The 24,770-nt window shown below is 66.7% G+C and carries 16 protein-coding genes and 3 pseudogenes; 13 read left to right on the forward strand and 6 right to left on the reverse strand.

Annotation, left to right across the window (positions count from 1 at the left end; genetic code table 11):
• The 5 genes and pseudogenes from ACWGIH_RS08975 to ACWGIH_RS08995 form a co-directional block, all read left to right on the forward strand.
• Positions 1–85, forward strand: a pseudogene (locus ACWGIH_RS08975) (IS5/IS1182 family transposase); the annotation flags it as partial.
• 329 nt (positions 86–414) lie between these two features.
• Positions 415–819, forward strand: coding sequence for a hypothetical protein (locus tag ACWGIH_RS08980; RefSeq protein WP_453452217.1), 405 nt, complete (start codon positions 415–417; stop codon positions 817–819).
• Between the two features lie 137 nt (positions 820–956).
• Positions 957–1,505 (forward strand): hypothetical protein, encoded by a 549-nt coding sequence (locus tag ACWGIH_RS08985; RefSeq protein ID WP_453452218.1) that lies wholly within the window; start codon positions 957–959, stop codon positions 1,503–1,505.
• Positions 1,506–2,059: 554 nt separating this feature from the next.
• On the forward strand, positions 2,060–3,286 hold the full coding sequence (gene thrS / locus ACWGIH_RS08990) for a threonine--tRNA ligase (RefSeq protein ID WP_453452234.1): 1,227 nt from the start codon (positions 2,060–2,062) through the stop codon (positions 3,284–3,286).
• A gap of 1,029 nt (positions 3,287–4,315) precedes the next feature.
• Positions 4,316–4,783, forward strand: coding sequence for a lamin tail domain-containing protein (locus ACWGIH_RS08995; RefSeq protein ID WP_453452219.1), 468 nt, complete (start codon positions 4,316–4,318; stop codon positions 4,781–4,783).
• Positions 4,784–5,200: 417 nt separating this feature from the next.
• Here ACWGIH_RS08995 and ACWGIH_RS09000 read toward each other — a convergent pair.
• Together ACWGIH_RS09000 and ACWGIH_RS09005 are read right to left on the reverse strand one after the other, a co-directional pair.
• Positions 5,201–5,987 (reverse strand): annotated as a pseudogene (locus ACWGIH_RS09000) (transposase family protein).
• 41 nt (positions 5,988–6,028) lie between these two features.
• On the reverse strand, positions 6,029–6,691 hold the full coding sequence (locus ACWGIH_RS09005) for a Type 1 glutamine amidotransferase-like domain-containing protein (protein WP_453452235.1): 663 nt from the start codon (positions 6,689–6,691) through the stop codon (positions 6,029–6,031).
• Positions 6,692–7,319: 628 nt separating this feature from the next.
• Here ACWGIH_RS09005 and ACWGIH_RS09010 point away from each other — a divergent pair.
• The 5 genes from ACWGIH_RS09010 (at position 7,320) to ACWGIH_RS09030 (ending at position 13,605) form a co-directional block, all read left to right on the forward strand.
• Positions 7,320–7,526, forward strand: coding sequence for a hypothetical protein (locus ACWGIH_RS09010; RefSeq protein ID WP_453452220.1), 207 nt, complete (start codon positions 7,320–7,322; stop codon positions 7,524–7,526).
• Between the two features lie 341 nt (positions 7,527–7,867).
• Positions 7,868–8,335, forward strand: a complete 468-nt coding sequence (locus tag ACWGIH_RS09015; RefSeq protein WP_453452221.1) for an N-acetyltransferase family protein — start codon at positions 7,868–7,870, stop codon at positions 8,333–8,335.
• A 359-nt stretch (positions 8,336–8,694) separates the two neighbouring features.
• Entirely contained in the window at positions 8,695–9,288 is a 594-nt protein-coding gene (locus tag ACWGIH_RS09020) for a tryptophan 2,3-dioxygenase family protein (RefSeq protein ID WP_453452222.1), read from the forward strand.
• A gap of 1,255 nt (positions 9,289–10,543) precedes the next feature.
• On the forward strand, positions 10,544–10,714 hold the full coding sequence (locus tag ACWGIH_RS09025) for a hypothetical protein (protein ID WP_453452223.1): 171 nt from the start codon (positions 10,544–10,546) through the stop codon (positions 10,712–10,714).
• A gap of 1,844 nt (positions 10,715–12,558) precedes the next feature.
• A complete protein-coding gene (locus tag ACWGIH_RS09030) occupies positions 12,559–13,605 on the forward strand; it encodes a pentapeptide repeat-containing protein (RefSeq protein WP_453452224.1) in 1,047 nt (348 codons plus the stop codon).
• Between the two features lie 1,106 nt (positions 13,606–14,711).
• Here the strand turns inward: ACWGIH_RS09030 and ACWGIH_RS09035 are convergent.
• Complete coding sequence (locus ACWGIH_RS09035) at positions 14,712–16,748, reverse strand: S8 family serine peptidase (RefSeq protein ID WP_453452225.1); 2,037 nt, start codon at positions 16,746–16,748, stop codon at positions 14,712–14,714.
• A 459-nt stretch (positions 16,749–17,207) separates the two neighbouring features.
• Here ACWGIH_RS09035 and ACWGIH_RS09040 point away from each other — a divergent pair.
• Together ACWGIH_RS09040 and ACWGIH_RS09045 are read left to right on the forward strand one after the other, a co-directional pair.
• Positions 17,208–18,022 (forward strand): annotated as a pseudogene (locus ACWGIH_RS09040) (IS5 family transposase).
• Positions 18,023–18,215: 193 nt separating this feature from the next.
• Positions 18,216–19,394, forward strand: coding sequence for a serine hydrolase domain-containing protein (locus ACWGIH_RS09045; RefSeq protein ID WP_453452226.1), 1,179 nt, complete (start codon positions 18,216–18,218; stop codon positions 19,392–19,394).
• Positions 19,395–20,036: 642 nt separating this feature from the next.
• On the opposite strand, the gene ACWGIH_RS09050 is transcribed toward ACWGIH_RS09045, so the two are convergent.
• The 3 genes from ACWGIH_RS09050 to ACWGIH_RS09060 all read right to left on the reverse strand — a co-directional run bounded on the left by ACWGIH_RS09050 (position 20,037) and on the right by ACWGIH_RS09060 (position 22,667).
• Positions 20,037–20,309 carry a hypothetical protein gene (locus ACWGIH_RS09050; protein ID WP_453452227.1) on the reverse strand — a complete coding sequence of 91 codons (273 nt, stop codon included), beginning with the start codon at positions 20,307–20,309 and terminating at the stop codon, positions 20,037–20,039.
• A gap of 48 nt (positions 20,310–20,357) precedes the next feature.
• Positions 20,358–21,362: a hypothetical protein gene (locus ACWGIH_RS09055; protein WP_453510532.1), complete on the reverse strand. Its 1,005-nt coding sequence runs from the start codon at positions 21,360–21,362 to the stop codon at positions 20,358–20,360.
• Between the two features lie 915 nt (positions 21,363–22,277).
• Positions 22,278–22,667, reverse strand: coding sequence for a cytochrome P450 (locus tag ACWGIH_RS09060; protein ID WP_453452229.1), 390 nt, complete (start codon positions 22,665–22,667; stop codon positions 22,278–22,280).
• Between the two features lie 270 nt (positions 22,668–22,937).
• On the opposite strand from ACWGIH_RS09060, the gene ACWGIH_RS09065 reads away from it, so the two are divergent.
• The gene (locus ACWGIH_RS09065) at positions 22,938–24,623 is read left to right on the forward strand and encodes an acetolactate synthase large subunit (protein WP_453452230.1); all 1,686 of its coding nucleotides are present in this window, start codon (positions 22,938–22,940) and stop codon (positions 24,621–24,623) included.
• Positions 24,624–24,770: the final 147 nt, after the last annotated feature.

The raw sequence follows: 24,770 nt of genomic DNA on the forward strand, positions 1-24,770 counted from the left end.
CCGCTATGAGCGAAAGCCAGAACACTTCCTCGCCTTCACCGCCATCGCCGCGACCCTCATATGTCACCGCAGACTGACCAACTGAAATGGCGTCTAAGGTGACCGCTTCTCCCCCAGGTAGGCCGCTCGGTTGTCGCCGGGGCCCACGAACAACTCGCCCCGTTCCAGGAACAGTTCCCGCCCGTGAAAACCCGCGCGTGGTCGAACAGGTATCCATCGCCGGAGACCATCCCCGTCTGACCTCTCTTCTCCTCGTTCAGCGCCACGACCAGACCGACGAAGCACTCGCGCCGGTTCGACGACCACGACACCCGCCCCGACACCGTTGAGCGCGTGGAGACCGAACGCCAAGAGCGCGACAGCCCAACGCACTGACGTCATGATGGCCCCTCACAGCAACATCACTGGGGGACCATGAACCACCGAAGCACCACCACCGCGTTGCTCCTCGCGGCCACCTTCGCCCTCACCTCTTGCTCGCCCAGCGGCGGCGACGCCAGACCAAGCAGCGCCGGCACCGAGCTGACGCAGAAGCAGAAGAAGGCGATCGCAGACACCTCCGGCATCCCGCCCGTTCCCACGGGCGCCAAGCGGACCAAGCTGCTTCAGGCACTCAAAACCGCCGCCCCCGATGTCGTCGCCTACGAGGACGAGGCCATCGACGGGGCGCGCAACCAATGCACTGCGATCAATGGCAAGGCTCAGCATCTCGACATGGCGGCATCACTGCGCTTCACGTACAGGGACGTGAAGACGACGGAGGTGCAGGGCGCGAAGATTAACCAGGCGCTGATGGCGAGCGGTTTCTGCAAGGTCTGATCCGCCCTACGAACAAGCCCGGCCGCTTTACCCGAGGCGGCCGGGCCTTCTTGTGTCACAACCCAGACACTTCGCCTTCACGGCCCCCACATATGCCCCCATCATGCGCAGACAGAGCACAACCGCAGGGGGGAACCATGAGCAACACCACGCCACCGCCACCCGAGTTTCCGCCTCCGCCTCCGCCGGCCAAGGTGCGCGCCACCAACGCGGTCATCATCGGCGCGGCCGCCGCCGTCATCGCCGCAGTCGTCGGGACTGGCATCGTCGTTGTGCAGTCCAGGGACGACGGCAGCCAGGCGACCGCCACCGCGTCGAGCACTACGACCAACGGCCCGGTGACCGCGGCCGCAGAGGAGGTGGACGAGGAGCCGACGTACGAGACGCCGGGCGCCGACGACTTCACGATGACGCTGCGCACCACAGAGCGGCAGTGCTTCGGTTCGGCGGGCTGCAACGTGACGGTCGAGCCGCGCTTGACCTACGACGGCCTCAGCGATCTCGATCCTGATGCGGTGTACGAGATCACCTACGAGGTATCTGGAGACGCTTCCGGACCCGTGATCGAGACAGCCGAGCTGTCGGACGAGACAAGTCTCAACTACACGCCTACGTCGATCAGTACGGCGTCGGCGGGCAAAAAGGTCTCGGTGGAGATCACGGACGTCACAGAGCAGGGGGTGTGACGCTCGGCTTTCTCTTTACGTGATGCGGCCCCGCCTGGTGATTCCGGGCGGGGCTTCGTCATGCGGTGTCAGCTCACCGCTTCAAGGCGGAGCCGGTTGCGGCTGTGCCCGGCGTAAATCCCCCCACGGCAGAAGACGACGAAACCACCGGCGCACCGCCCCACGCCTCAACGGCGAAACGCACAACGGCGGGAAGCTCATCCCACCCAGGGCGCAGGGCGAAGGACAAAGACATGGGCCTCAGCCTACGGAGTCCCCTGACGACAGAAAGACTCTTCGAGGGGCTGTGAGGCGCTGAGGGGGCCAGAGCCCCAACTGACGTTCACAGTCAGAGGCTGTCCGGCGGATCTGATGACCGAGGAATGACCATGTGGACCGCGCCGCATCCTGCTAACGTCTGCGCCATGAAGCGCGCTGCTATGACGACGACGCCGGAGAGTGTCCCGGCGCGCTGACAGATGACCTGATCCGAAGCCCCGGGGCAAGTGCCCCGGGGCTTCGTCGTAGGCCCGGTCACTTGCTCCGCAACCAGCAAGGAGACCGCGATGACCACCATGCACGACCACCGCAAGCTCGGACGTGAACTGGGCCTGTTCGACACCGATCCGCTGATCGGCGCCGGCCTGCCGTACTGGCTGCCCGACGGCGCGGCCGTACGGCACACCCTGGAGGAGTACATCCGTGGCGCCGAGCGGCGGGCCGGCTACCAGCACGTGTACTCACCGGTACTCGGCAAGCGGGAGCTGTACGAGATCTCGGGGCACTGGGCGCACTACAGCGACGACATGTTCCCCCCGATAGACCTCGGCGGGGAGCAGGTCATCCTGCGGCCGAGCCTGTGCCCCCATCATGCGGTGATCTACCGATCCCGTTCCCACAGCTACCGCGAACTGCCCCTGCGGATGGCCGAGCTGGGCGGCATGTACCGCTTGGAACTCTCGGGCGTGCTCGGCGGACTGACCCGCGTGCGGGCCATCCAGCTCAACGACGCACACATCTTCTGCACCCTGGACCAGGTCGCCGAAGAGGCGCAGGCAGCACTGGAGATGATCCGCCGGGCATACGAGGCGCTCGACATCACCGCGAGCCGCTACCGACTCTCCCTGCCGGGGCCCGGTGGCAAGTACGTTGCCGCGCCCGAGAAGTGGCAGCGCTCCACCGCGCTGCTGACCGACGTCCTCGACCGCTCCGGCCTGCCCTACCAGGCGGCCCAGGGAGAGGCCGCGTTCTACGGCCCCAAGATCGACGTCCAGGTCACCGACGGCGCCAGCCGGGAGTCCACCCTGTCCACCGTCCAGGTCGACTTCCACCAGCCCGAGCAGTTCGACCTGCACTACATCGGCGCGGACGGCGCCAAACACCGCCCGGTCATGGTTCACCGCAGCATCATCGGCAGCGTGGAGCGAGCCGTTGCCCATCTCATCGAACAGCACGGCGGCGCTTTCCCCGCCTGGCTCGCCCCCACTCAGCTGGTGATCCTCCCGGTCTCCGCAACCGAACTGCCCAACGCCGCAGACCTCGCGCAACGCTGCACTCGTCTGGGACTGCGCGCCCAGATCGCGGGACCAGACCGCGGCAGCCTGGGCGCCCGAATCCGAGAGGCCCGCCTGGTCCCCTACCAAGCCGTCATCGGCGCCAAGGAGGCCGCCGACGATCACGTCGCCCTGCGCTTGCGTGATGGACGCCGACTCGACCCGCAGCCGGTCAGTAACGTACTGACCCGAATCAGCGCTCTCATCGGGGCCCACAGCACACATCTGTGGGCCGACCCGACCTCATAGCAGGCGCGCCGCGATCAACGCCCGCTGGTGCCCGACGCAAAGAGGCCGGCAATCTCCAAAATGGCGTCGGGCAAGGGCTTGAAGTGGCGGCGGACGTCCTCCAGCGTCTTGTCGTCTCGACTGAGGCTCGGCCGATCACCGTGGCCCCACCCGGTTGCGGGATCGGGGTCCGAGCCGGCACGAGCCGTGAAGCGCGGAGGCGTGGCCGCGCGGGTTGGAACCGCCGGATGCGGCCCACAGCACGCGTCCGGAGGAGGAGTTCTCGCCACCAGGCTCCCCGCTACCGGGTTTCCCGCCGCCGGGGGCAGTCGGCTCATCGCGGATCACGCTGGGAGGCCAGAGTCGGATCGCGGCCACGAGGCGGTGGATCGTCCGCTCAACCTCATTGAGACGTTTGTACCTGTTCCTTGACGGCGCGGGTGGGCTGACCGCACTTGCTGCGGCGGTCGCGGTTGGCCCGCTCGTTCTTCGTGCGGCCCCACGGCCGCTTCTCCTCGATTCTGGCCGCTCCCCTTATAGGTCCGTGCCACCGAAAGGCTTTCATGGCGCTCCCCAGGAGGCCGCAGGTCCTGCCCAGGTTCCCCCCTGTCTCCCCTGGCAGCACCCGCGAACGCGCGCCAAGAGCGCTGGATGCACGGAGTCCGGCAGGCCGTTGAAGCAAGCAAAACCGCATGTCCAAGCAGACTTGATACCTGTGTGCGCACGCGGGCAGCGGCCGCTTGTTACCGGAATCCCGGGCTGACGGAAGCAGCAGGCGCACGGGCCGGCCAGGAGAGAACAACCGCTTGCCGTGGGAGGTTCAAAGGGTCGTTGGTGGATGCAGCAGTCTCTGGAAAAAACGGTTCATCAGGTTGTTGACCGATACAGGCGACTGTTGCAGAAATATCCGTATCTAGTAACACTCGCTGATTTGCCACCGCGCGGTAGTGCGGCGGCCCCACGCTGTGGTCTCTCGGCAGCACGCCGGGAAACTCGCATCGCCCAACGCCCCGCGCACCGGGGTGATGGGCATGTACCTGAGGGGCACTCATGACCGCTACACGTGACCTCCGCCGTATCGCTGTTGCGATCCTGGCATCCGGCGTCGTCCTGGGGGCCGGCGCTCTGCCTGCCGCAGCCGACGGGCACGGGGAACGACACAGGTCTGCTGTCGTCATCGGCAAGGTCCAGTACGACAGTCCCGGCCACGACAACCACTCCAACCGCAGCCTTAACTCCGAGTGGGTGGAAGTGAAGAACAAGTCCCACCACCCGGTGCAACTGCGCAGCTTCACGCTGACCGATAAGCAGGGCAACCGCTACCGCTTCGACCGCCTGCGCCTTCGCGGCCACTCCAGCGTCAAGGTCCACACAGGCCGCGGACACGACAACCGCCACCACGTGTACCAGGACCGCCGCAACTACGTGTGGGACAACAACGACACCGCCACACTCCGTGACGCCCGCGGACACGTCCTGGACCGCGAATCCTGGGGCCGCGGCCACCAGCACCGCTGACCCCGCCCCGCAGCCCCGCCTCCACCAGCGCGGGGCTGCCCCGTCCCACGCCTACCATGTGCCGCAGCCACAGCATGCTCGCCGCGAGAACCACGCTCCGGACAGGTCATTCTCGGAGATGGAGCGAAACGCACGAACCCAAGGGGGCCAGGGCCACCAGGGTTCGCCTCACCCCTTCCCGTTGTGCTGGGCGGCTACTGGCGGCCCTCTCCAACAGAAGAAAGAGGACAGTGATCACGACGGCACCGATACCGAGAGCCTGACCTGGCTGAGGGTCTCGCTAGGCGATGAACACCGTCAGGCCGCCCAGTGCGAGACACACGAGAGCAGTCAGGTAAACGTCTCCACCTACACTCATTCAGCCCTCAACACCCCCAGCCATGCAACGGAGATGCCCAGCTCGCAGCCTTGTGCAGGTCAGGGTGTGTGAGCACAGTCTTGATGGTCATGATCGAGCGCGAGGTTGTGCATGTGGGCGAGGGCTTGGACGGCGTGATGGAGGCCATCGCCGCGCTGTCGGTAGTCGCGCAGGATCTTGTAGTTCTTCATCCGTCCAATCCCATGCTCCCCGGGCACGCACCTTGCGATGGGCGCATTGCCCGCTTCCTCGCCTGCCAGCAAGGGTCGGCGGGGGCGTTTCCCGGTGTGGCACGACCATGCCGCAGTTGAGGTAGGCGCCATCGCCCAGAACCGTCACGTCCTGGCAGCGCTTGGCCAGGCCGGAGGCCCGCCAGGCGTGGGCATCCGCGGTGGTGCCGACACCGGCCGGGCCGCTGCGATCACAAGGCGGGTGGCGGCGTCCACGACGACCTACACGTTCGCCAAGAAGCGGTAGATGCGGCTGAAGCGTGCTGGTCGCTGACCGGGACCAGGGTGCCAGTCCACGATCCACAACCAGTCCGCGCATCGGCCGGACGCGAAACAGACCCGAACGCCAGCAGCGGGTCGAGACGCTGAATGACCCGACACACGGTGGACGAGGACACTGTGAACAGGGGCGCAAGTTGCCGCATGGTCAGATTCGTCCGGTAGTACACCGCGACCAGCAGCACCCGTTCCGCCAGGGGCAGGCACCACAGCCGCCCCCGCATCGTGCCATTGCCACCGTGATCCCGCACCGCTCGCAGCAGCCGTGCTCACTGCGTCACGCGCAGCCCGGTGAAGTCTCCACCCACATCCGTTCAGCCCTCAACACCCCAGCCATACAAGGACAAATGCCCAGTCCACGGCCTTGCGCAACACCCTTTAAAGCAACTCCCAGTGGCCCTCGGAGACCACTTCGACGGCGCCGTCGCTCACCTTGATAGCGGTCTGCTCGTCAATCGCATACGCCGGACCTGCAATCCTGGCCGCCCATCGTTCTGCCTCAGCCAGGGTGTTCTCCGGACAAGCCGGTTGATCCAGGTGCGGGAAGATCGAGAAATCGACCAGTCCCAGCGTGCTGTCACCTCCGGTGGTTGGCTTCCAGCCCACGAAATCCTGCCCGATGCGAGGGGTCATCACCATGCTCCCGGCGCTGATTCCCACGTAGACCTTGTTCGGCAGCGACGGCAGGAGGTCAGCGAGCCCGGATTCCCGCATCCAGTGGGCCAGGTACAACGCGTCACCGCCGTTGACCAGCAGGGCGTCGGTTTCCCGGACCCATGAGACCCAGCGCGCTTCGTCAATGCTGGGCAACGCGGTGAGCTCCAACACGCCCACCGACTTCCACCCCAACCCCGTCATGGGATAGATGGATCGTCCGCTGATGAATCGCCATGACCCGCCCGGATCAGCGTTGGTGGCCCCATACCCCGCAGTGGGGATACACAGAGCGCTGGACTCGGCGATGGGCTTACCCAGGAGGTCGACCAGCGCATCCTGGATGCTCGCGTTCGTGATACCGGAGTCGGTGAGGAGAAGCTTCATCATGCCCTTCCCGAGGAACACCGCTTGCGTCAACAACTAGCTCGTTCGCCGACGCGTCACAGCCACCACCATGTCATGGCTATATCAGGAACAGGCACTCCAGCTTGTCGTTTAATCTCGATCGGTTACAGAACGCCACATGCCTGAGCGAAGTGCCGAGGGATTCTGTGTTGCAGCTGGAGTCGGACGACGACTCGCTGGGCGGCGTGCGCCCGGTTTTCTGGACGGGGACGGGGCCGTCTTGGGCTACGAGCCTCAGGAGGGTTTCCCGGATCGCTGCTGGATCTTGCACACGGTCACGGTGGGCGGGCAGCGGGTCCGGTGGGACGACGTGCTGACGCGGGTCGGCAAGCGCTTGGAGGGCTGGCCCTACACCCCCTCGTTCAGGGTGTTCGAGGGTCTGGACCTGCCCGGAGACTTTGAAGGCCCGGACGTGGGGGAAATCGACCGCGCCACTCGGCCCGCCTGGTCGAGATCCTTGTCCGCCACAGCCACAGCGGATCGCGCTCGGAGTGCTACTGGGCCCCAGGCCGCGATCGAGGACATCGGCCGTACGATTCCGGCCCGCCGGGGGCGGCTGGATGAGGCGCTCGGCCACCGCGATGCCTGCGCGTGGCCTGATCGGACCGTGGGGATCCAGTTCCCCGCGCACTGGTGGCCCCTGGAACGGGCCTGGTCCGTCCTGACCCACTGGGACCTCAGCGCCACGGAGGTCTTCGGCTCCCCGGCCCTGATCGCCGACATCTTCGCTGATGACGGGCTGGATGCCGTGCGCCACCCGAGCATTGCCCAGGTTCAGGGCAACCGCGCGCACTGGCACGAGCAGGCCCACTGAGCCCACCGCGCATCCCACCAGCCTTCACGCTCGCAAACGGCGATGCTCACGCTCGCCGCGATCACGCTCACGATCCGCAGGAATACGAGCCGGTCGATGAACACCAGCCGTTGCTTGGGGCCTGCTCCGACGGCCTCTCGCCGGACTCGGCCGCGCCGTTCGTGAGGCGCCGGCTCCCGGGCTGCTTCCTGCTTCGGGGCGAGTTCTTCGAGCAACTCGCCGAAGTATGCACGGGAGATGCCCGCCAGGGCAGGGCGGGAACAGGCCGCACAGGCCCGCGCTTGCGTCACAGCTTGCCCAACCCGTACGGGCCTACGTCTGTAACGGCCTGACCTCCTGCCATGATCGTCGGCATGGGCATACAGATCGTGCCGGCCGCGATGGCCGAATTCCACCAGGTCCTGTCCGATCATTCCCGCTACTGGGGCGAACGCGACCTTCGGTCGCTGCACCTTCTGGCACTGGTGCAGGAGTTTGGCTCGACCTGCCTGGTTGCCCGGGCCGAAGACGGAATCCGTGGATACATTTTCGGGTTCGTCACCCCGAACGGCACCGGGTACGTGCATCTGATCGCTACGCGGGACGACGCCCGCGGCACCGGCCTCGGGCGTCGTCTATATGCGGCGTTCGCTGAGGCCGCAGACCTCCATGGTGCACGGCAGCTGAAGGCGATCACGTCAATAGAGAACACCGGCTCGATCGCCTTCCATCGCAGCCTCGGCTTCGACACGAAGATCGTCGACGACTACCACGGCCCCGGCCGAGCCATGGCCGTCTTCCACCGAGTTCTGCCGCTCAACGTCTCGTAGCCCTGACCGACCAGCCGTCACTGGCAATCGCTCCCCAGGCCGTAAGGCATCTGGTCCAGCAGGCTCCCGGCCCACGAAAGCACGTAGCCGTCATGGAGACGACGTCGAAGATGCCCCAGCTCGCCCGGAGCAGATCCGGCTGACCTGCCCACGACACACCCCTGGCCAACTGAGACCGGCCAGTTAAAGTCCAGACCGTAGGCAACAGACGGTGCGACTGTTCTCCGACGACGGATCACCCGAGGTTCAAGAACGGGCAGGGGTGAAGCTTGTGCGCGAGGGCCACGGCGGAGCAGTGTGCTGCGGCCGGGGCAAGTCCCGAATGGCGCAGGCGTGGTGCGGAACCGACGATGGGTCAGGTGGTCTCACCTGATGCGAAGCACACCCCCTACGCCCGGTATCTGCACCTGGACGAACTGCTCAGCCTCCAGCACCCGCGCATGGACACGGGTAGGGCTGAGTGGGCTGATGAGCGGTTCTTCATCACCGTCCACCAGTCCGCCGAGGTACTGGCCGGCCAGGCCATGGTCGACCTGGAGCAGGCCGCAGGCACCAGTGACGACGGTGCGGCGGCCGGTCTCGTCCACCGGGCCACAGCGATCCTTGCCGTGCTGGAAGAGCACCTGGCTCTCCTGGACCATCTGGGCGCGGCGAGCTTCGCCTGCTTCCGTCCGCTCCTCGAGGGTGCCAGCGGCGGGCAGTCACACCAGTTCGCCGCCCTGTTCGCCCGGATCGGGGCACCGCACTGCGCCGTACGCCCGCCGGACACTGACGTGCCGCGTGACCTCAACGACGCCCTTGCGGCTCTGCAGGCCGCAGTGACCAGATGGCGAGTGCGGCATCTGCTCCTGGTCGAAAGAATGATCGGCGACAGTCCAGGAACGGACGGCACGGAGGGCCTGGCCTACCTCAAAACCTTGATCTCCCTCCCACCACGTGACCACACGCCCTGACCCCCACAGGCCAATTGGGCTGTCATCTCCTGCCACGACCAAGGACCCACCAGGCTATGGCCTGCGTCCGGCGCATCTGGGGTTCACCCGTCCATGGGGCACGTACGGTTCTAGCCGAAGAGCGCCACGCAGGGACCGCAGGGACCGCAGGGACTGAATGCACGGGCTCCACCTGGACCAGCACCTGGGCGAAGAAGCCGGGGCCCGGCTGCGGGAACTCGCCGCCCGCATCGGCGTCAGCACCAAACGTCTCCCCGCACATGCAGGGTAGGTCCCAGGAGTTCCGCCGCGCTCAAAACGCGGGGCGTCGTGAGAGCGAAGGCCACGGTCCGGCATCGGCTGTCGGTGGCGAGGTGGACCTTGGCTGCCAGGCCGCCGCGTGGGCGCCCGAGGCATTGCTTGTCAGGCTCGCCAGCCGGACCCCCTTTTGGCAGGCCCGTCCGTGTGCTGGTGAACGCGGACGACGGTGGAGTCGACGGCGACGGCCCAAACGAGCCGTCGTCAGTGTCGGCCCGGGCGAGCGAAGTGGTGAACGCCCTTTTCCCGGGGTGCCGTCCGCGGCCCAGGCCCGCAGCCGGTTGTGAACGCCCTCCACGATCCGAAAGCGTTCGGGATCCATCCCTGGCGTGCCGGCGGCACACTGGAAGGCGATCGCAGTCGATTACCTGCCGGAGATCCTGCCGGCGCCCACCCCGCCGAGGTGTCCGCTCCGGCAGCAACGGCTCGATGCGTGCCCACTGGGCGTCAGTCAACGACACACCCGGACCAACGATCGGATGATCCGAAAGCTGCTACTCAACTGCCTTGGCGCTGCCGGCGCTCTCGAAGTCGCCGCACGTGCCTGGCATACTGCCCGGCCCGCGACCTCTGAGCACGATCGATCGAAAGCACTTGGGGATCCGTCGAGCGTTCGTACAACTCGACTTCGAAGGGGTCCGCGTCCACCCCGACAAGCCGTACCAACGCGTCCCGATCCTGCTCAGCCGTCGGACGCCCGCGAATCTCGTCTCTCCACACCTGACCGCTCGCTTCGGCTTCGTCCACTTCGCCAATATATGCGAGGACAGGCGGCGTACGGGCTCCTCCGAACCAAGACCCGAAAGGGGAATCCAGCACTAGATCCGCGCATTGGTGACGGCAGAATGCCTGGTGAAAGAGTCTGCTCCCCGCACCCGCGGGGATGGTCCGGTCGGGCGGTGTGGTGCGGTGTCTCCACCCTACTGCTCCCCGCACCCGCGGGGATGGTCCCGTCACGGTGCACGGTCTGCTCGGCATCGTCGTCTTCGTCCTCATCCGGGGCGGATCCGTACGCCTCATGCCCGCCCTGGGCTGCGCCGGGTTCGGATTCTTCCTCGCCTCCACCGGCGCCGCGCCCTTCATCGCCGACGAGATCAGCACGGTCGCCGGCTGGATCTCCAGCATCTGAAAGCCGCCCAGGCGCCGACGTCGAAGGCGCCACCCACGCCCGAGCCTTCGACGCCCTCAGGAGCTCCGATGCCCCAGACTCGCCCCGCCACCGATCAGGCTATCGCGACCACCGCAACGCCGACGACACTGTCCCTCGAGGAACGCATGGTGTTCGTCAGCGCGGCGATGAGCGTACGGCTGGACGAAGCCCAGGTCGCCTACGAGGTCAACACCGCGCACATCGAAACCAGCCCACCACCTGGGCGACGTGATCACCGTGCCCCTGGCCCCGCACCGCGCACCCGCCACCGCAACACCTCTCTGTCGCCGGCGTCCTGCGCGCCGCCCACCACCGCTTGGAGTATGCGGGCTGGTGCAGCGGCGCCCTGACAGGGCGCCCGCTGCATGCTCGAGCGATCCGGGCCGAAGCCCGCGGCGACCGGGGCCTGGAGGCCAGCGCCGTCACTGTGCTCCTGGATGCCATCCGTGGCTAGTTCGGCGACGACGTCGACTCCGTACCCGGCTTCAACGACGCCTGGGGCGACGGCCGCACGCCGATCCGCATGGTCGGCCAGGCAGCCAGCCTCGCTGACGCCCGTGGCCTCTGCCCCGCCCCGGCCCCGCGCCCGACGTCCGCCAGCTTCAGCGCTGACACCCGGCAGACCACGTAGCGCTGGGACTGCCCAGCGGGAATCTGCGGCGCCATCTCACCCCGTGCCGCACCCAGTGATGATTCCCGACGGGCCATCGGTCACTGGCGGCGGTGCCGAGCCGGAGACCGTGCGTCGGGACATGAGCGCCATTGTCGGGGTCGCGATGGTTCGCCAGATCATGGCCGTGCATGTCGGCGGCTGAGGCCAGGAAGCCGGAACAGTGAACGTCGTTGTCGTTGCGCCGGAGGCTGTGCGGGGTCGGTGGCCTTTGTCTTGTCGTACTTGCCCACGGGCTTGCGTTTCTGGAGTGGGGAGTAGCCAAGCCTCTTGCGGAAGCTTCCCTCCAGGTTCTGCCGCGCGTGCCGGGCGTATTTGACGAGGGTCTCGCAGGGTTCGGTGTCGTCCTTGGGGTCCAGCATGTCGTCGAGTACGTGCCGTAACGAGCGGGCGTCCTGCCACCTCCGCGTCGAGGTTCAGCTGGTGGTAGACGTCGATGAACTCGCCATGTGCGCGGACGGCACGAGGCGGAGGCACAGGCGCCTGAGAGCGTAGAAAGGGGTGAGATTCCCGCCAAGAGCCAGCTGGAACTGAAGCCACTTGTGGCGCGAGCGCACGTGGCGGTGTCATGTCCAGCAGGTTCCTGTCCGCTCCAGCCGAGGACGAGCAGGAACACTCACCGCGGGGAACTGATGAGGCTCCCTACGCGAGTTAGCCTCGCCGGTCCTCAGGGTCACATCCCCTGGAGTGGTGTAGCTGGATCGATCTGAACTTTGTCCCAGCGGTTCGATCCGTGCCCACAAGTCGTCGCCCACGATCCACGGTTGAGTCGTCCCACGACGCGATCGGTCGAATCGTCACATCGGTCACGCCAGCTGGTAGCCGGTGCACGTCGAGTGGTGCGACGGTGGGTTGTGGCACTGGAGTCGCGTGCCCTACCGCACGTATTTCTTCTGATTTCGCTGCGGACGAAAGATACATACGGTCGGATATACATATGCCTTCCGGACCTTCCCGTCCCTCATGGTTTCGCCGGTCAGCCCGTTTCACCGTTCGAGCGGACAGAAGACGGCGGACTGCCCGGAGTGCACAGAACCGGGAAGGTTTGGACTGGGCCCGGCGAACCGAACTGGTCTCCGTCCTAGTGGCTTCGGCTGTGGCGGCTGGCGGTCTTTGGTATTCCAACGTCCAGACACAGCAGACGAACGAGCAGATGAGGCAGGCCAATGCCCAGGCGCAAGAAGACAGGGCGTTGACCAGGGAAGGGCAGATCACCGAGCGGTACACCGCCGCCGTGACCAATCTCGGTGCGGAAGCGATGGACGTGCGCTTGGGCGGTATCTACGCACTGCAGCGGATAATGCAGGACTCCTCCCGTGACCAGCCCACCATCGACAACGTCCTGGCCGCGTACGCACGTGGTCACGCCACCAAAGCGCCGCCGGCTGGAGAGGACGTCCCGGCCGATGTCGTGGCAGCCCTGAAGGTCCTGTCCGATCGTGACACCAGTCAAGACAAGGCCTTCGTATTGGACCTCAAATCGATCTGGCTTCCCGGAATCGACCTAGCTCCCCCACGCCCACAGGCGTTTTGGCTTCCCGGCGCAGACATCGACCCGTCGGACACGACAGGCATCACACTGCGGAGCACGATCTTGACGAAGGCGCACTTGAGCGGAGCTTCCCTGCCGTGGGCGGACCTACGGCGGACGTCCTTGTACGACGCGGACCTACGGCGCGCCAATCTCAACCGCGCCGATCTCCGCCTTGCTGACCTTGGCAGTGCCGACCTGCGTAGGGCTGTACTAATCAAGGCAGATTTGCGCGAGGCGAATCTGGGTGGCGCGGACCTGCGTGGCGCGAACTTGATTGCGGCAAGTCTGAGCGGTGCCCAGGCAGGAGACACCGACCTGCGCAAAGCGGATCTACGGTGCGTGGACATACAGGTCAGCACCGATCCGCCTTGCGCGGATCTGCGAGAGACCAGCCTGTTTGATGCGGACCTGCGTGGCGCGGATTTGCGCGGAGCAGACCTTCGCGGGGCAGATCTGGGCGGTGCAGATCTGCGCGGCGCGGATCTGCGGTGTATGGACGTTACACCCACCGAATCCTTCACCCCCGAATCGCATTGCAGCAAGTTGCGCAGCGCGGATTTGACGGATACGGATCTGCGCGGCACAGACTTGACTCACGTTGGCCTTACCCGAAGTGCGATCGACTCGGCCCGTATCGACGGCACGACGAAGCTTCCTAAAGCGTGACTCAGCCGTTGATCTTGGGTGGTGAGGTCAACTGCCGTAGCACTGCGCACTGCTCATGGCATTTGGCAGCGCGACCCTCGCCAGCCTCGCCGATAAGAAGCTGCCGCTGCCGACTCAACTCGCAGATGACGCCGCCCTGACTGGCGGCCGCAGCTGTACTGCCGCTCCTGATTGGGCGCCGGGCACCTCGGCCCTACCTAGCCCGGCAGCTCGCCGAGGACGCCGCCTCGCAGGACGTACGCCGTCGCCACGATCCAGCTGCTGGCCTGATGCATGGTCGCCGGTCAGCTCATGTTCGACCGGGTCTGCTCGGGCGAGTACGAGCAGTCGGCCCGCGGCCTACTGCTCGGTGCCCGGCTCGACTCAATCCGGAAGACCTGTACCGGCCCTGCGTCGAGCAGGTCGTCGCTCTCGACGCCGACTGGTACTTCGGTCCGACCTCGAGCCCCCGGCCGGTGCAACTCACTCGGATCTTGCAGGGGTTGCCCAAGCGTCCGGCGAAGCCGTTCGGCCCCCATCGGAAGCACGCCGAAGCCCGCCGAAGGTCGGTACCCCCCGTTACCTTTTTCGTGGCTCCGCAATGGGGCCTCCGGCCTTCGGGTCCGGCATGACTTCCCCCCCTTGTTGTTGATGATCCGGGGGGTGGTGTCACCGGGTCCGGAGGCATCGACGGACCGCTGATGAGGGCTGGGTCATCGACCTGCCCCCGAAGGCAGGCAGCCTCCCACCTCTACCCGGATCTTTCCCGGCGTCGCCCAGCCCCTCTGCGCCGCACTGTTCGTCCGACACTACGGGCCGAACCCCGCGGAAGCCGCAACCGTCCACCACGCCACCGTGTCCGGCTCCCGCAACGACAAGCTCCAGCAGATCGAGCGCCTGCTGTGCGGGCACCCCGCACCCGCACCCGCACGCCCACAGGCTTGATGAAGCTCGACCTCCTCCCCCTTTCACTCGATACCGCCGACAAGAAGGGCCGCGTACGCAGCTCGGTGTGACACCCCGTTGAACACGAATCAGCCGGACAGCCTCATCCCGGACCCATGGGCCCGGGATGAGGCAGAGACGCGCACCCTGACAGGCCGCAGCCTCCTTCGGGTCGGTCGCGCTCAGCGTCCCGGGGCGATTGCCACGTAGGTCAGGTCGCCCTTCTCACCGGCGACGCCCTCGACATCACCGAAGGGGCGATGCCAGGATCCGTCTGCGAATCGAACCGTGTGCCATAGACGGCTTGCGGAGTTGACCGCGCAGACGTGGAGTTCCTCGCCCGATCCGGCCGCGGCAACTCGGGTGAGGGCACCCATCTCACCGGTCTGGCCTTCTACGTCGCCGAAGGGGAGCCAGGATCCGTCGGGGCGGCGAATGGTGTGCCACAGCCGGCCGTCGGAGTTGACCGCGCAGACGTGGAGTTCGTCGCCGATGCCGGTGGTTGCGACAGCTTCGACGTGCTGGATGTCGCCGGTCTGGCCTTCTACGTCGCCGAAGGGGAGCCAGGATCCGTCGGGGCGGCGAATGGTGTGCCACAGCCGGCCCGCGGAATTGACCGCGCAGACGTGGACGCTCCTCATACCTTTGATTGCCTGCAGTGTCCGCAGCGCATTGATTCGCCCGTAGCCCATCTGCTGGTTGCGGGAGCCGTTTGGGAAGCCGGGCTCTTGGGCGTAGTCCAGGTCGCCGACCTTGTCCGCGCTGCGCTCGATGGCCTCCCGTACGGAGGCGCGGGGCAGGCCGGGAGCGATGCTGCGCGCCAGGGCGGCGAGACCGGCCACGTGCGGTGTGGCCGAGGAGGTGCCGTTGAAGGCGTTGAAGTAGTCGCCCCCAGCGTTGTATCCGTCGGTTCCCTGGATGTCGGTGGTAGGAATGCGGACCCCGGGAGCGACCACCGACACCTCGGGACCGAAGTTGGACCCCCAGTTCTCGCCGTCCGGGCTGGAGGGCCTCTTGCGGCCGTCTGCCTGGTCCGAGGCACCGCACGCCATGACCTGCGGGTGGCGCGCCGGGAAGCTGACCCGCCCGGCATTTTCGTTGCCGGTGGCCGCGCACAGCACCACGTCCTGGGATGCCGCAAAGTCAAGGGCCTCAGCAACGACAACCGGGTCTTGATTACCGCGGAAGCCGAAGCTCATGCTGATGACCTGGGCGCCGTTCGCCGCGGCCCAGCGGATACCGCGGGCTACTTCAACATCCGTCCAGTTCACGAAGGCCGCCGGCAGGATGCGGCACTTGCCGGCCATGCCTGCGACTCCTGCCCCGCTGTTGATGCGGGCCGCGGTGATCCCCGCGCAAGACGTGCCGTGCGCGCGAACCTCCACGCGTGTTCCTCGTGGGCTGCCTGGCGCCGTCATGCGGGCGAGTTCGACGCCTGGTCCCGCCAGTTGGAGGTCTGGGTGATTCTGATCGACGCCTGAGTCCAGGATGCACACGGTCACCGCGGCATCTCCGGTGGACAGGTCCCAGCCTGTGGTGCCGGGGCCGCCCGCGAAGACTTTGGTCATGTTCCACTGGCCGGGATAGAGCGGGTCGTTGGGCTCCATGCACAGGGGCACGGCCATCGGCATGATCTCGAAGTGTGCTCCGGACAGGATGTCACCGTGTGCGGCCAGGAGTTCCTCGCGTATCTGGAAGACGTCGGCAGTACCCGTGTCCTGCGCTTCGAAGTACTGCATCTCGCCCAGGTACTCGGAGAGTTCGGGAGAGAGCCACCAGCCGCGCTCACGCAACCATCCGATGATCACTGTTGCGGCAGCCTCATCGCGTGGGGCGACGACGAGCACGTGCGGGAGCGGCGCCACCAGGCTGCCGGGACCCGCAGCCTCGTCGATCCGGTAGACGGGGCCCACCCACTCGATCTCGGCAGCCGAGGTCAGCGTGGCGATCTGCTGATCGCTGACTGCACTTCCCGTGGCTGTGTGCGTCCACAGCCGGTGATCGGTGTCGTTGACCGGCGTCGGCAACCCCTCCTGGGCGGTGGCGGAAGCCGGATCTGCTGACCCGCTCTCCCGCTCCAGTCCTGCGCTGCCCAGCACCGAGTCCAGTCCACCGGCCGCAGTGCTCACGATCGGGGACAACGAGAGCAGGACCCGTGCGGGCTCCAGCTCCAACACCGTGCCTGAGCCGTCCTCAAAGCGTTCGGGAAAGTTACTCATGACCGTTCCACCCCCACAGCACTAACCTGCTTGTTGCCTGGGAGTCTGTTCCCGCCTCTCACGCAGGTATAGGGCAAATTGCGCGTACCTGGCATCAGCCACCGGGTACCCAGGCACCAGCACGAGACCAGCCCTGTTGCCTGCAGCCCCCTACGCTCCGGCGATCAACACTCATGACCAGAGCAGCTCGCACCCGCACCAGGAGTTGCGTACGAGCATTCGGCCGAAACGCGCCGTTCCCTCGGCGATGTTGGCCGGTCGTGGTCAGTTTCGGGCATCACCCAGCACGCCTCTCGACGACCAGATGCTGCACGAGTTCTCCCGCTGGATGAGGGCCGCAACCACAGCGTGAATCGTGTAGTGCCGACGCACAAGAAGTCCGGGAAACTGACCCTTTACTGGCTCTAACAAAAACGGTTGATCATGTGACTGTTTTCTTGTCGGCTCGTTGGTCTGAGTATAGGGAAGCGTCAGTCGCGACCTTGGATCGTGTCGGATGAACTGTGGTCGCTCATCGAGCCGTTACTGCCCAAGCCCGCTCCGAAGCAGGTCGAGGGCAGACCGCGAGTACCGGACCGGCAAGCCCTGTGCGGGATCCCCTTCTTCCTGCACACCGGTATCCAATTGGATTACCTGCCCCAGGAGTTGGGCTTCGGCTCGGGAATGACCTGCTGGCGGCGCCTGGCCGCCTGGAACGAGGCGGGCGTCTGGGAAGAGTTGCACGCGGTGCTGCTGGAGAAGCTGAGGTCGAAGAACCAGCTGGACTGGTCCCGGGCGGTGATCGACTCCTCGCATGTGCGGGCGGCCCGGCGGGGCCCAAAGGCGGTCCCAGCCCGGTCGACCGCGCACGGCCGGGCAGCAAGCACCACATCGTCACCGACGGCCAGGGCACCCCGCTCGCGGTGTCGCTGACCGGCGGAAGCCGCCACGACGTTACGCAGTTGCTGCCTCTGCTGGACAAGACGGCAGTGGCGGGCGTGGGCGGCCGCCCCAGGCGCAGACCCGATGCCCTGCTCGCCGACCGTGCCTACGGCCACGACAGGTACCGTCTGCTGCTCTGACAGCGCGGCATTCGTCCGGTGATCGCCGAACGAGGCGTCGAACACGGCTCTGGCCTGGGCGTTTTCCGTTGGGTGGTGAAGCGCACGATCGCCTGGCTGCACGGCTTTCGACGGCTGCGGATCCGTTGAGAGCGACGCGATGACATCCACGAGGCCTTCCTCGGCCTCGCCACCTGCCTGATCACCCACCGACACGTCCAACCTCTTTGTTAGCGCCTTTAAGGCGTCTGAGGACGTCAACTACCCCACGACCACGCCGCACAGGTGAAAGATCAAGTTAGGGCGTGTATCGAATGTGCCATGCGCCAGGGAGTCACTCGTGTGCGAAAAGGGTCAGGGTGCAGTCAGGGATCGCTCCGGGGTGTCCCCGATGCCCGGTCGTATACGCGCTGGCAGCATGAGGAACATGAGACCAACGCGCATGTCACGAAGGGCTTTTGTGGGCGCTGCCCTGTCAGGAGCGGCGGCGCTGGCCGCCACTACTGTTTTACCCTCGCGCCGGGCCATCGCATCTCCAGCACCTTCCGCTCCTCTCCCGCCACTGCATGCCGCCGCGCTGCGGGTGGCGATCGACGATCTGGAGCGTCCGCCGTCGACCGCAGCCCAATTGCGAGTCGGCGGTACGGCCGGCTACTGGCGTGGTGTCTCGGGTGTGGCTGATGTCGAGACGCGGCGGCCGGTCACGGGGTATGACAAGGTCCGCATCGGCAGCATCACCAAGGCGTTCGTCGCCACGGTGGTGTTGCAACTCGTAGGTGAAGGCCGGGTCGGCCTGGACACACCGGTACAGCGCATCCTGCCGGGGCTGCTGCCAGCCCGGTTCTCGCCTGTCACCGTGGCGCATCTGCTGAACCACACCAGCGGGCTGCCGGATCACGTCGGCATCCCCGAACCGGTATCCGCACAGGACGTCTTGCGCCACCGCTTCGACCACTGGTCGCCGCAAGAGTGGGTGGCCACGGTGACACACGGGCCGCTGAAGTTCGCCCCGGGCGCTGGGCAGGAGTACCGCGGCATTAACTATGCTCTGGCCGCACTGATCATCGACAAGGTGACCGGCCGTCCGTACGGAGAGGCGGTCAAGGCCCGCATCCTGCGCCCGCTGGGCCTGGCCCACACCGTCGTGCCCGGCAACGATCTGCGTATTCGGGGCCGCCACGTGCGTGGATACCTGGCGATGGCCGACGGCGGCCTGCGCGACATCACCGCATACGACCAATCGTCCGCTCGAGGCGAGGGTGACATGATCTCCACCACGGGTGACCTCGACCGGATGCTCACTGCCCTGTTCTCCGGCGAACTGCTCCCGCCGGAACTACTCCAGCTGATGTTCACCCTGCCACCGGACGACGTGCGCATGCCGGACGGCTCTGCGGCTCGCTACAGCACCGGGCTTCAGCAGGCCACCGTCAACGGTGTAACTCTCTGGGGCAAAACCGGCGAGACGTACGGCTATAAGAACGCCGCGTTCTCCACGCGCGACCAACAACGGCGCTTCGTGCTCTCCTACAACCCGACAACCGCCCGCAACGGTGAGGAGAGCCAAATGATCGCACGGGTCGCCGACCTACTCACCCGCACCTGAGCACCGAAAATCCAGCGACCCGAGATCCGGCGGCAAAGTATGGGCCATAGCCACTCCTGGACGGCCGGGGAAGCCGCAGGCACCGAACCATGGATCCAGGATGACCGGTCATCACGACGCGTGGCGACTCTTGAACGCCAAGCCAGCACCCTCATCGGCACGATCGGCATCGACGAGCCAAATATGCCCTGGCAGCGCGGACGTTTCCTCCCAGAGCCTGCCTCCAGCCAGTTCAAGCCCTGGTTCGACGAGGTCTATGACCTCATCGAAGGGTGTCCTGACCCTAGCGTCGCCGTCGGGGGCCGTGGCCGAGTTTCTGCTCCAGATCGGCCAGGACCGCGCCTGGTTTCGCTGGCACGACGGCCCGGTAACACGTTAAGACTCAAGCTGAAGAGAGGGACACCCGGTTCGCCAAACTGCTCCCCGCACACGCCGGATGCTCCACACAGGGCTCCCCTGGAGCGCGGCCGACGCGGCGGACCCAGGCCTGCGAGCGTTGTTTCAGCCGATGAGTTCGGTGGTGATACGGGCGTCGAGAGTGGCGGGGCGGCGTCCCGGCCCCGCCACAGTTGCTGCTGCCCCGGGTCCGTCCTTCGAGCCAGCGCACTCGGCAGCGGAGTTGCCGCAGGAAACGGTCTGATGTCAGGACAGGACGGCGCCGATGATCGCGACCACGACGATGAGCAGGAACATCGTCCTGACGAACCAGGGGCGGTCGCCGATGCCCTTCCAGTCGGCGGCAAATGTCAGGCCGGCCACTGCCACAGCAGGCCATAGCAACCAGTGCAGGCTGATCGGGTGGTCGATGAAGTAGGCCAGAGGCATGTAGAAGACGGCGTAGCCGAAGGCGAGCATCGCCGCCCCGCGCCAGGGGACGGTCCGTCGGCCCGCGGCGTTGGTGTTCTGGGTGTTCACAGCAATCCCTCAGGGGAAGAAATCAGGAAATCAGGGAAGAGATGACGTCTACTTCAGGCCGTCATAGCAGGCTTTCTTGATGGACTTGATCCCGAACAGCGTCGACCCGCCGGATCCGAGTGCGGCCATGGCGCCCTTCTTGGTGTCCACGCTGGCGAGGGTGGCAAGTACCTTCTTGACGCCACCAGCGTTCTTGATCACCTTGAAGGCAGCCTTTCCTGGGGCGAACGCCGCGGCGAGCGCGGCACCGCACTTCATGGAATTCCAGGTGTCGCTGACCATGCCGCCTGCGATCTCCTTGGTCTTGTCCCACCACTTGGGGTCGGCGACGACGGGGTAGGCGGTGGACTTGTCCGTCTGGATGGTCTGGATGAGGGTGCCCCCCTCAAGCCGGTAGGTGGTGGGCACCGGCTTGCCGTTGGCGTCCTTGGCCCAGGGGGTGTCGAAGAGACCGACTATCTCTCCGGCACTGTCGCCCACCACGACGCCTCCTTCTTCCAGGAGCGCGGCGTGGGCGCCACTGGGCAGGTCCAGCGGGAAGCGGTACTCGGTGGGCGCCGACGCGTCCTTCAGCGTGATCAGAGCACTCGCGCTGCCGTCCCGGCCGACCTGGGCGGCAATGTCGACGGGTCCGTCGGGCTGGGTGTACATCACCGTGCCGTTGGCCGTGGCGCTTGCCGGCGCGGCAGCCGAACCCGGCAGGCCGATGGCCACCCGAGTCCCTTCAGGGTCAGTCACGGCGATCTTGCCGGAGCTGGTGGCGGGCATCTCCACGCGCGTTCCCGCCACGTCCGCGATCAGGTTGCCCTTGCCTGTACGCGGGGTGGTCAGGTTGGTGGTGCCAGTGGCGTTTTCCACGATGGACGCCGCGGCGTCCGTCGTGGGCGCGGGCCGGCCCGTGCCGGCGAACGCCGGAACCGTGGTGGCAAGCATGGCGGAGGCGGCCATCGCCGCTATACCGGCCAGCGCCGATGCTTTGTTAACGGAAAGCTTCATCGTGTCCCCCATAAGATGTTCAGCCGTCACTGCGATCGACAGGTGACGGTAGGTCATGAAGGATCATTCCATGGACATAAGCCTCATTGATCATGTCATTGAAGGGATTTAGATCACTGGAACCAAGTAAGCGAAGATCACATCCGCGTTCCGCGATAAGTCCCCCGCACCGGACCGAACACGACCGGCACCGGCGCGCCTTGCCCGCGCTCGCAGAGCAGCTCGGCACCCGGTTGCGCGGAGGGCAACAGGCTTGCAGCGTCCTTGAGCGGGCAGCGACATGCCGACGAGCTGGGCCAAGTTGGCACCGGTCTCGACTGTGATCTCGACACCGAGGACCGGCACCGCAACCCACGTGGTGCGCTGCGGGAGCAAGAGACACGCTGATGCGGGTCGGCGGGTGTACCGCACCGGCTAGCCCGCCAACGTCGAGTGGCAGTTTGACTCGACGTTGATACAGCCCCGGCTGGGCTAGAAGCGCTTCGTCAGGTCCTGGGAGCCCAGCGAGGCAAACAGCGGCCGAGGGGCCTTCTGGCCTCTCTCCCCTGCACATCCGCGAACGGTGAACAGCAACACCCACCGAGCCGAGGCCGGTCGCTGCAGACGGGCAGTAACCGCGCGGGGAGGGTCCTGCGCTTCGCGCACCCACATGCCATCACCACTGCGGCGACCAGCGACCCTAGCTCAGAGGCTGCCAGGCAGAAATGCCGCATCAGGGGGTCGCTCGGGTCCGGCCCACGTCGTCAGGCAGGAGGGATCGAGCAGCTTCTCTCCCCATACGCCGGGCGGAACGGCCAGCGCGGTCAGGTCCTCGCGCCGCACGCCGGTGTGAGCCAGGGCAGTCGGCGAACTCCGCATCCGGCGCGCAGCACAGGACGAGAAGGTCACCGGGGCGGGTGAACCAGAACAGGCGCTGGGTCCAGGCGCGCATGTCGCCGCGCGCCCGTATAGAGGGGTCGATGTGGTTGCCGATCAGGAAGCGCACGGCGGACTCCAAGAGGTGGGCGAAAGGGTCAACGGCGGAAGGAAGACAGCGGGCAGCGAGTCGAAGGCCCGCATGGTCGCGGTACGCCGCCGCACTCCGTCGCCCGCGGCCTCCAGGCAGGCGGAGTGCCCGGCCAGGGCCGCGAACAGAGCACGCAGGCCCGCCTGGGCGACCGTCGTCCCGATGCAGGAGTGCGGCCCCCACCCGTAGCCGAGGTGACGGTTCGGGGAGCGGTCGAGCACCAGGTCGTCCGGCCACTCGAAGACGGCCGGGTCGCGGTTGGCCGCCGCGAACAAGGCGACGACCCTCTGCCCCGCCTCGATGTCGATGCCGCCGATCCGGCAGGCCCGCACGGCGATGCGCGTGGTGCCCTGCACAGGCCCGTCGAATTGACGTTCCTACCCTGAAGTCGTATCGGTGGGTGGCCAGCCGGTGGCCTGAGCAGCACCGATGCTCTGGAATGGCGTCCAGCACCCACCAGACCCTGGCTGCGGTCTCTGACGACGAGGAACGCTGGGCGGCGATCAAGAATCCGAGGGTCTGGCTCGTAAGACCCGGTCCGCAGGCGTCCGAGCGGTGGGCCGGGGTAGACGACTGACCGGTCCGCCCATCGGCGCGGCCGAAACCCGGGAGAGGACACGATCAGCGTGAACGACGCCGAGCACCGGAAGCAGACCCCCGACGGAGCGGCCGAACTCCTGGTGCGCTGCCTGGAGAACGAGGGCGTCGAGGTGGTGTTCGGCGTGCCCGGCGAGGAAAACATCCGTTTCACCAACGCCCTCGCCCGCTCGGAGAAGATCCGCTACGTCCTCACCCGGCACGAGCAGGCCGCGTCCTTCATGGCGGAGATGCACGGCCGGCTCACCGGCTCGGCGGGCGTGATGTCCGCGACGCTGGGGCCCGGCGCGATCAACCTGATGCTGGGCGTCGCCGACGCTATGACGAACAGCACGCCTGTCGTCGCGATCACCGCGCAGGTTGGCAAGGAGCGCAACTACAAGGAGTCCCACCAGTTCGTGGACCTGGTGAGCATGTTCGCCCCGGTCACGAAGTGGTCGGCGGACGTCCCGGCCACCCAGGCCATCCCAGAGATGGTGCGGCGCGCGTTCAAGACCGCGGAGTCCGAACGGCCCGGCGCCGTCTACCTCGCCGTGCCCGAGGACGTCGACGAGGCGACGGACGGCTCGGACCTGCGCCCGCTGCGCAGGGACATCGTGCAGCCCGAGGCGCCGTCCCCCAAGCAGATCAAGCGGGCGGTGGAGCTGCTGCGGGAGGCCCGCCGGCCGGTGATCCTCGCCGGACACGGCGCGGCGCGCGGCGGCGCCGAGGAGTCGCTGACGGCGTTCGCCACCGCACTCGACGTGTCGACGGCGACCACCTTCCACGGCAAGGGCGTCCTGCCTGACGACCACCCCTGCGCAACCGGCACGTTCGGCTTCATGCGGCGCGACTACACCAACTTCGGGTTCGAGGAGGCCGACGTCATCATCGCCGTCGGCTACGAGCTGCAGGAGTTCGACCCGTCCCGGATCAACCCGGACGGCGACAAGAAGATCATCCACATCCACCGCTTCCCGGCGGAGGTGGACGACAGCTACTCGGTCGACGTCGGCATCATCGGCGACATCGCCGCCTCCCTCGACGCCCTCGCCACCGCACTCGACGGCCTGCGGTGGACCATCGACGACAAGGACACCACGGCCACCCGCGCGCTGCTGGCCAAGGAACTCGAGCAGGGCGCCGCGGACGAGCGCTACCCGCTCGCCCCGCAGCGCGTCATCGCCGACACCCGCGCCGCGCTCGGTCGCGACGACATCGTGCTGGTCGACACCGGCGCGCTGAAGATGTGGATGGCCCGGCTCTACCCGACGTACGCGCCGAACACCTGCCTCATCTCCAACGGCTTGTCCACCATGGGCTTCTCGCTGCCCGGCGCGCTCGCGGTCCAGCTCGCCAGGCCGCAGACGAAGGTGCTGGCGGCGGTCGGCGACGGCTCGTTCCTCATGCACTCCCAGGAGATCGAGACGGCTGTCCGCGAGAACATCCCGCTGACCGTGCTGATCTGGCAGGACAACGGCTACGGGCTCATCAAGTGGAAAATGGACCTGGAGGTCGGGGAGAACTCCAACACCGACTTCGGCAACCCGGACATCGTCCAGTACGCCCGCAGCTTCGGCGCGAAGGGCTACCACATCGAGTCCGCCGGGGACCTGCTGCCCACGCTCCGTGAGGCACTGGCGGACCCGGGCGTGTCGATCATCAACTGCCCGGTGGACTACGCCGAGAACATGAACCTCATCGGGCACCTCGGGCACCTCGACTCGGCGCTCTGACCCGCCCGCGCGGCGCGGCCCGACCCCCGTTCGGGCCGCGCTGCCCGGGCCGCTGTCACGCCTCGCGCGCAGCGTCCCGCCCCGAGGACCGCCCCGGACAGGACTGCGCAAACTCGTGACGTCGCATGCTGATCAGGCCGCAGTCGT

This window comes from Streptomyces sp. NPDC054872, from assembly GCF_053610705.1.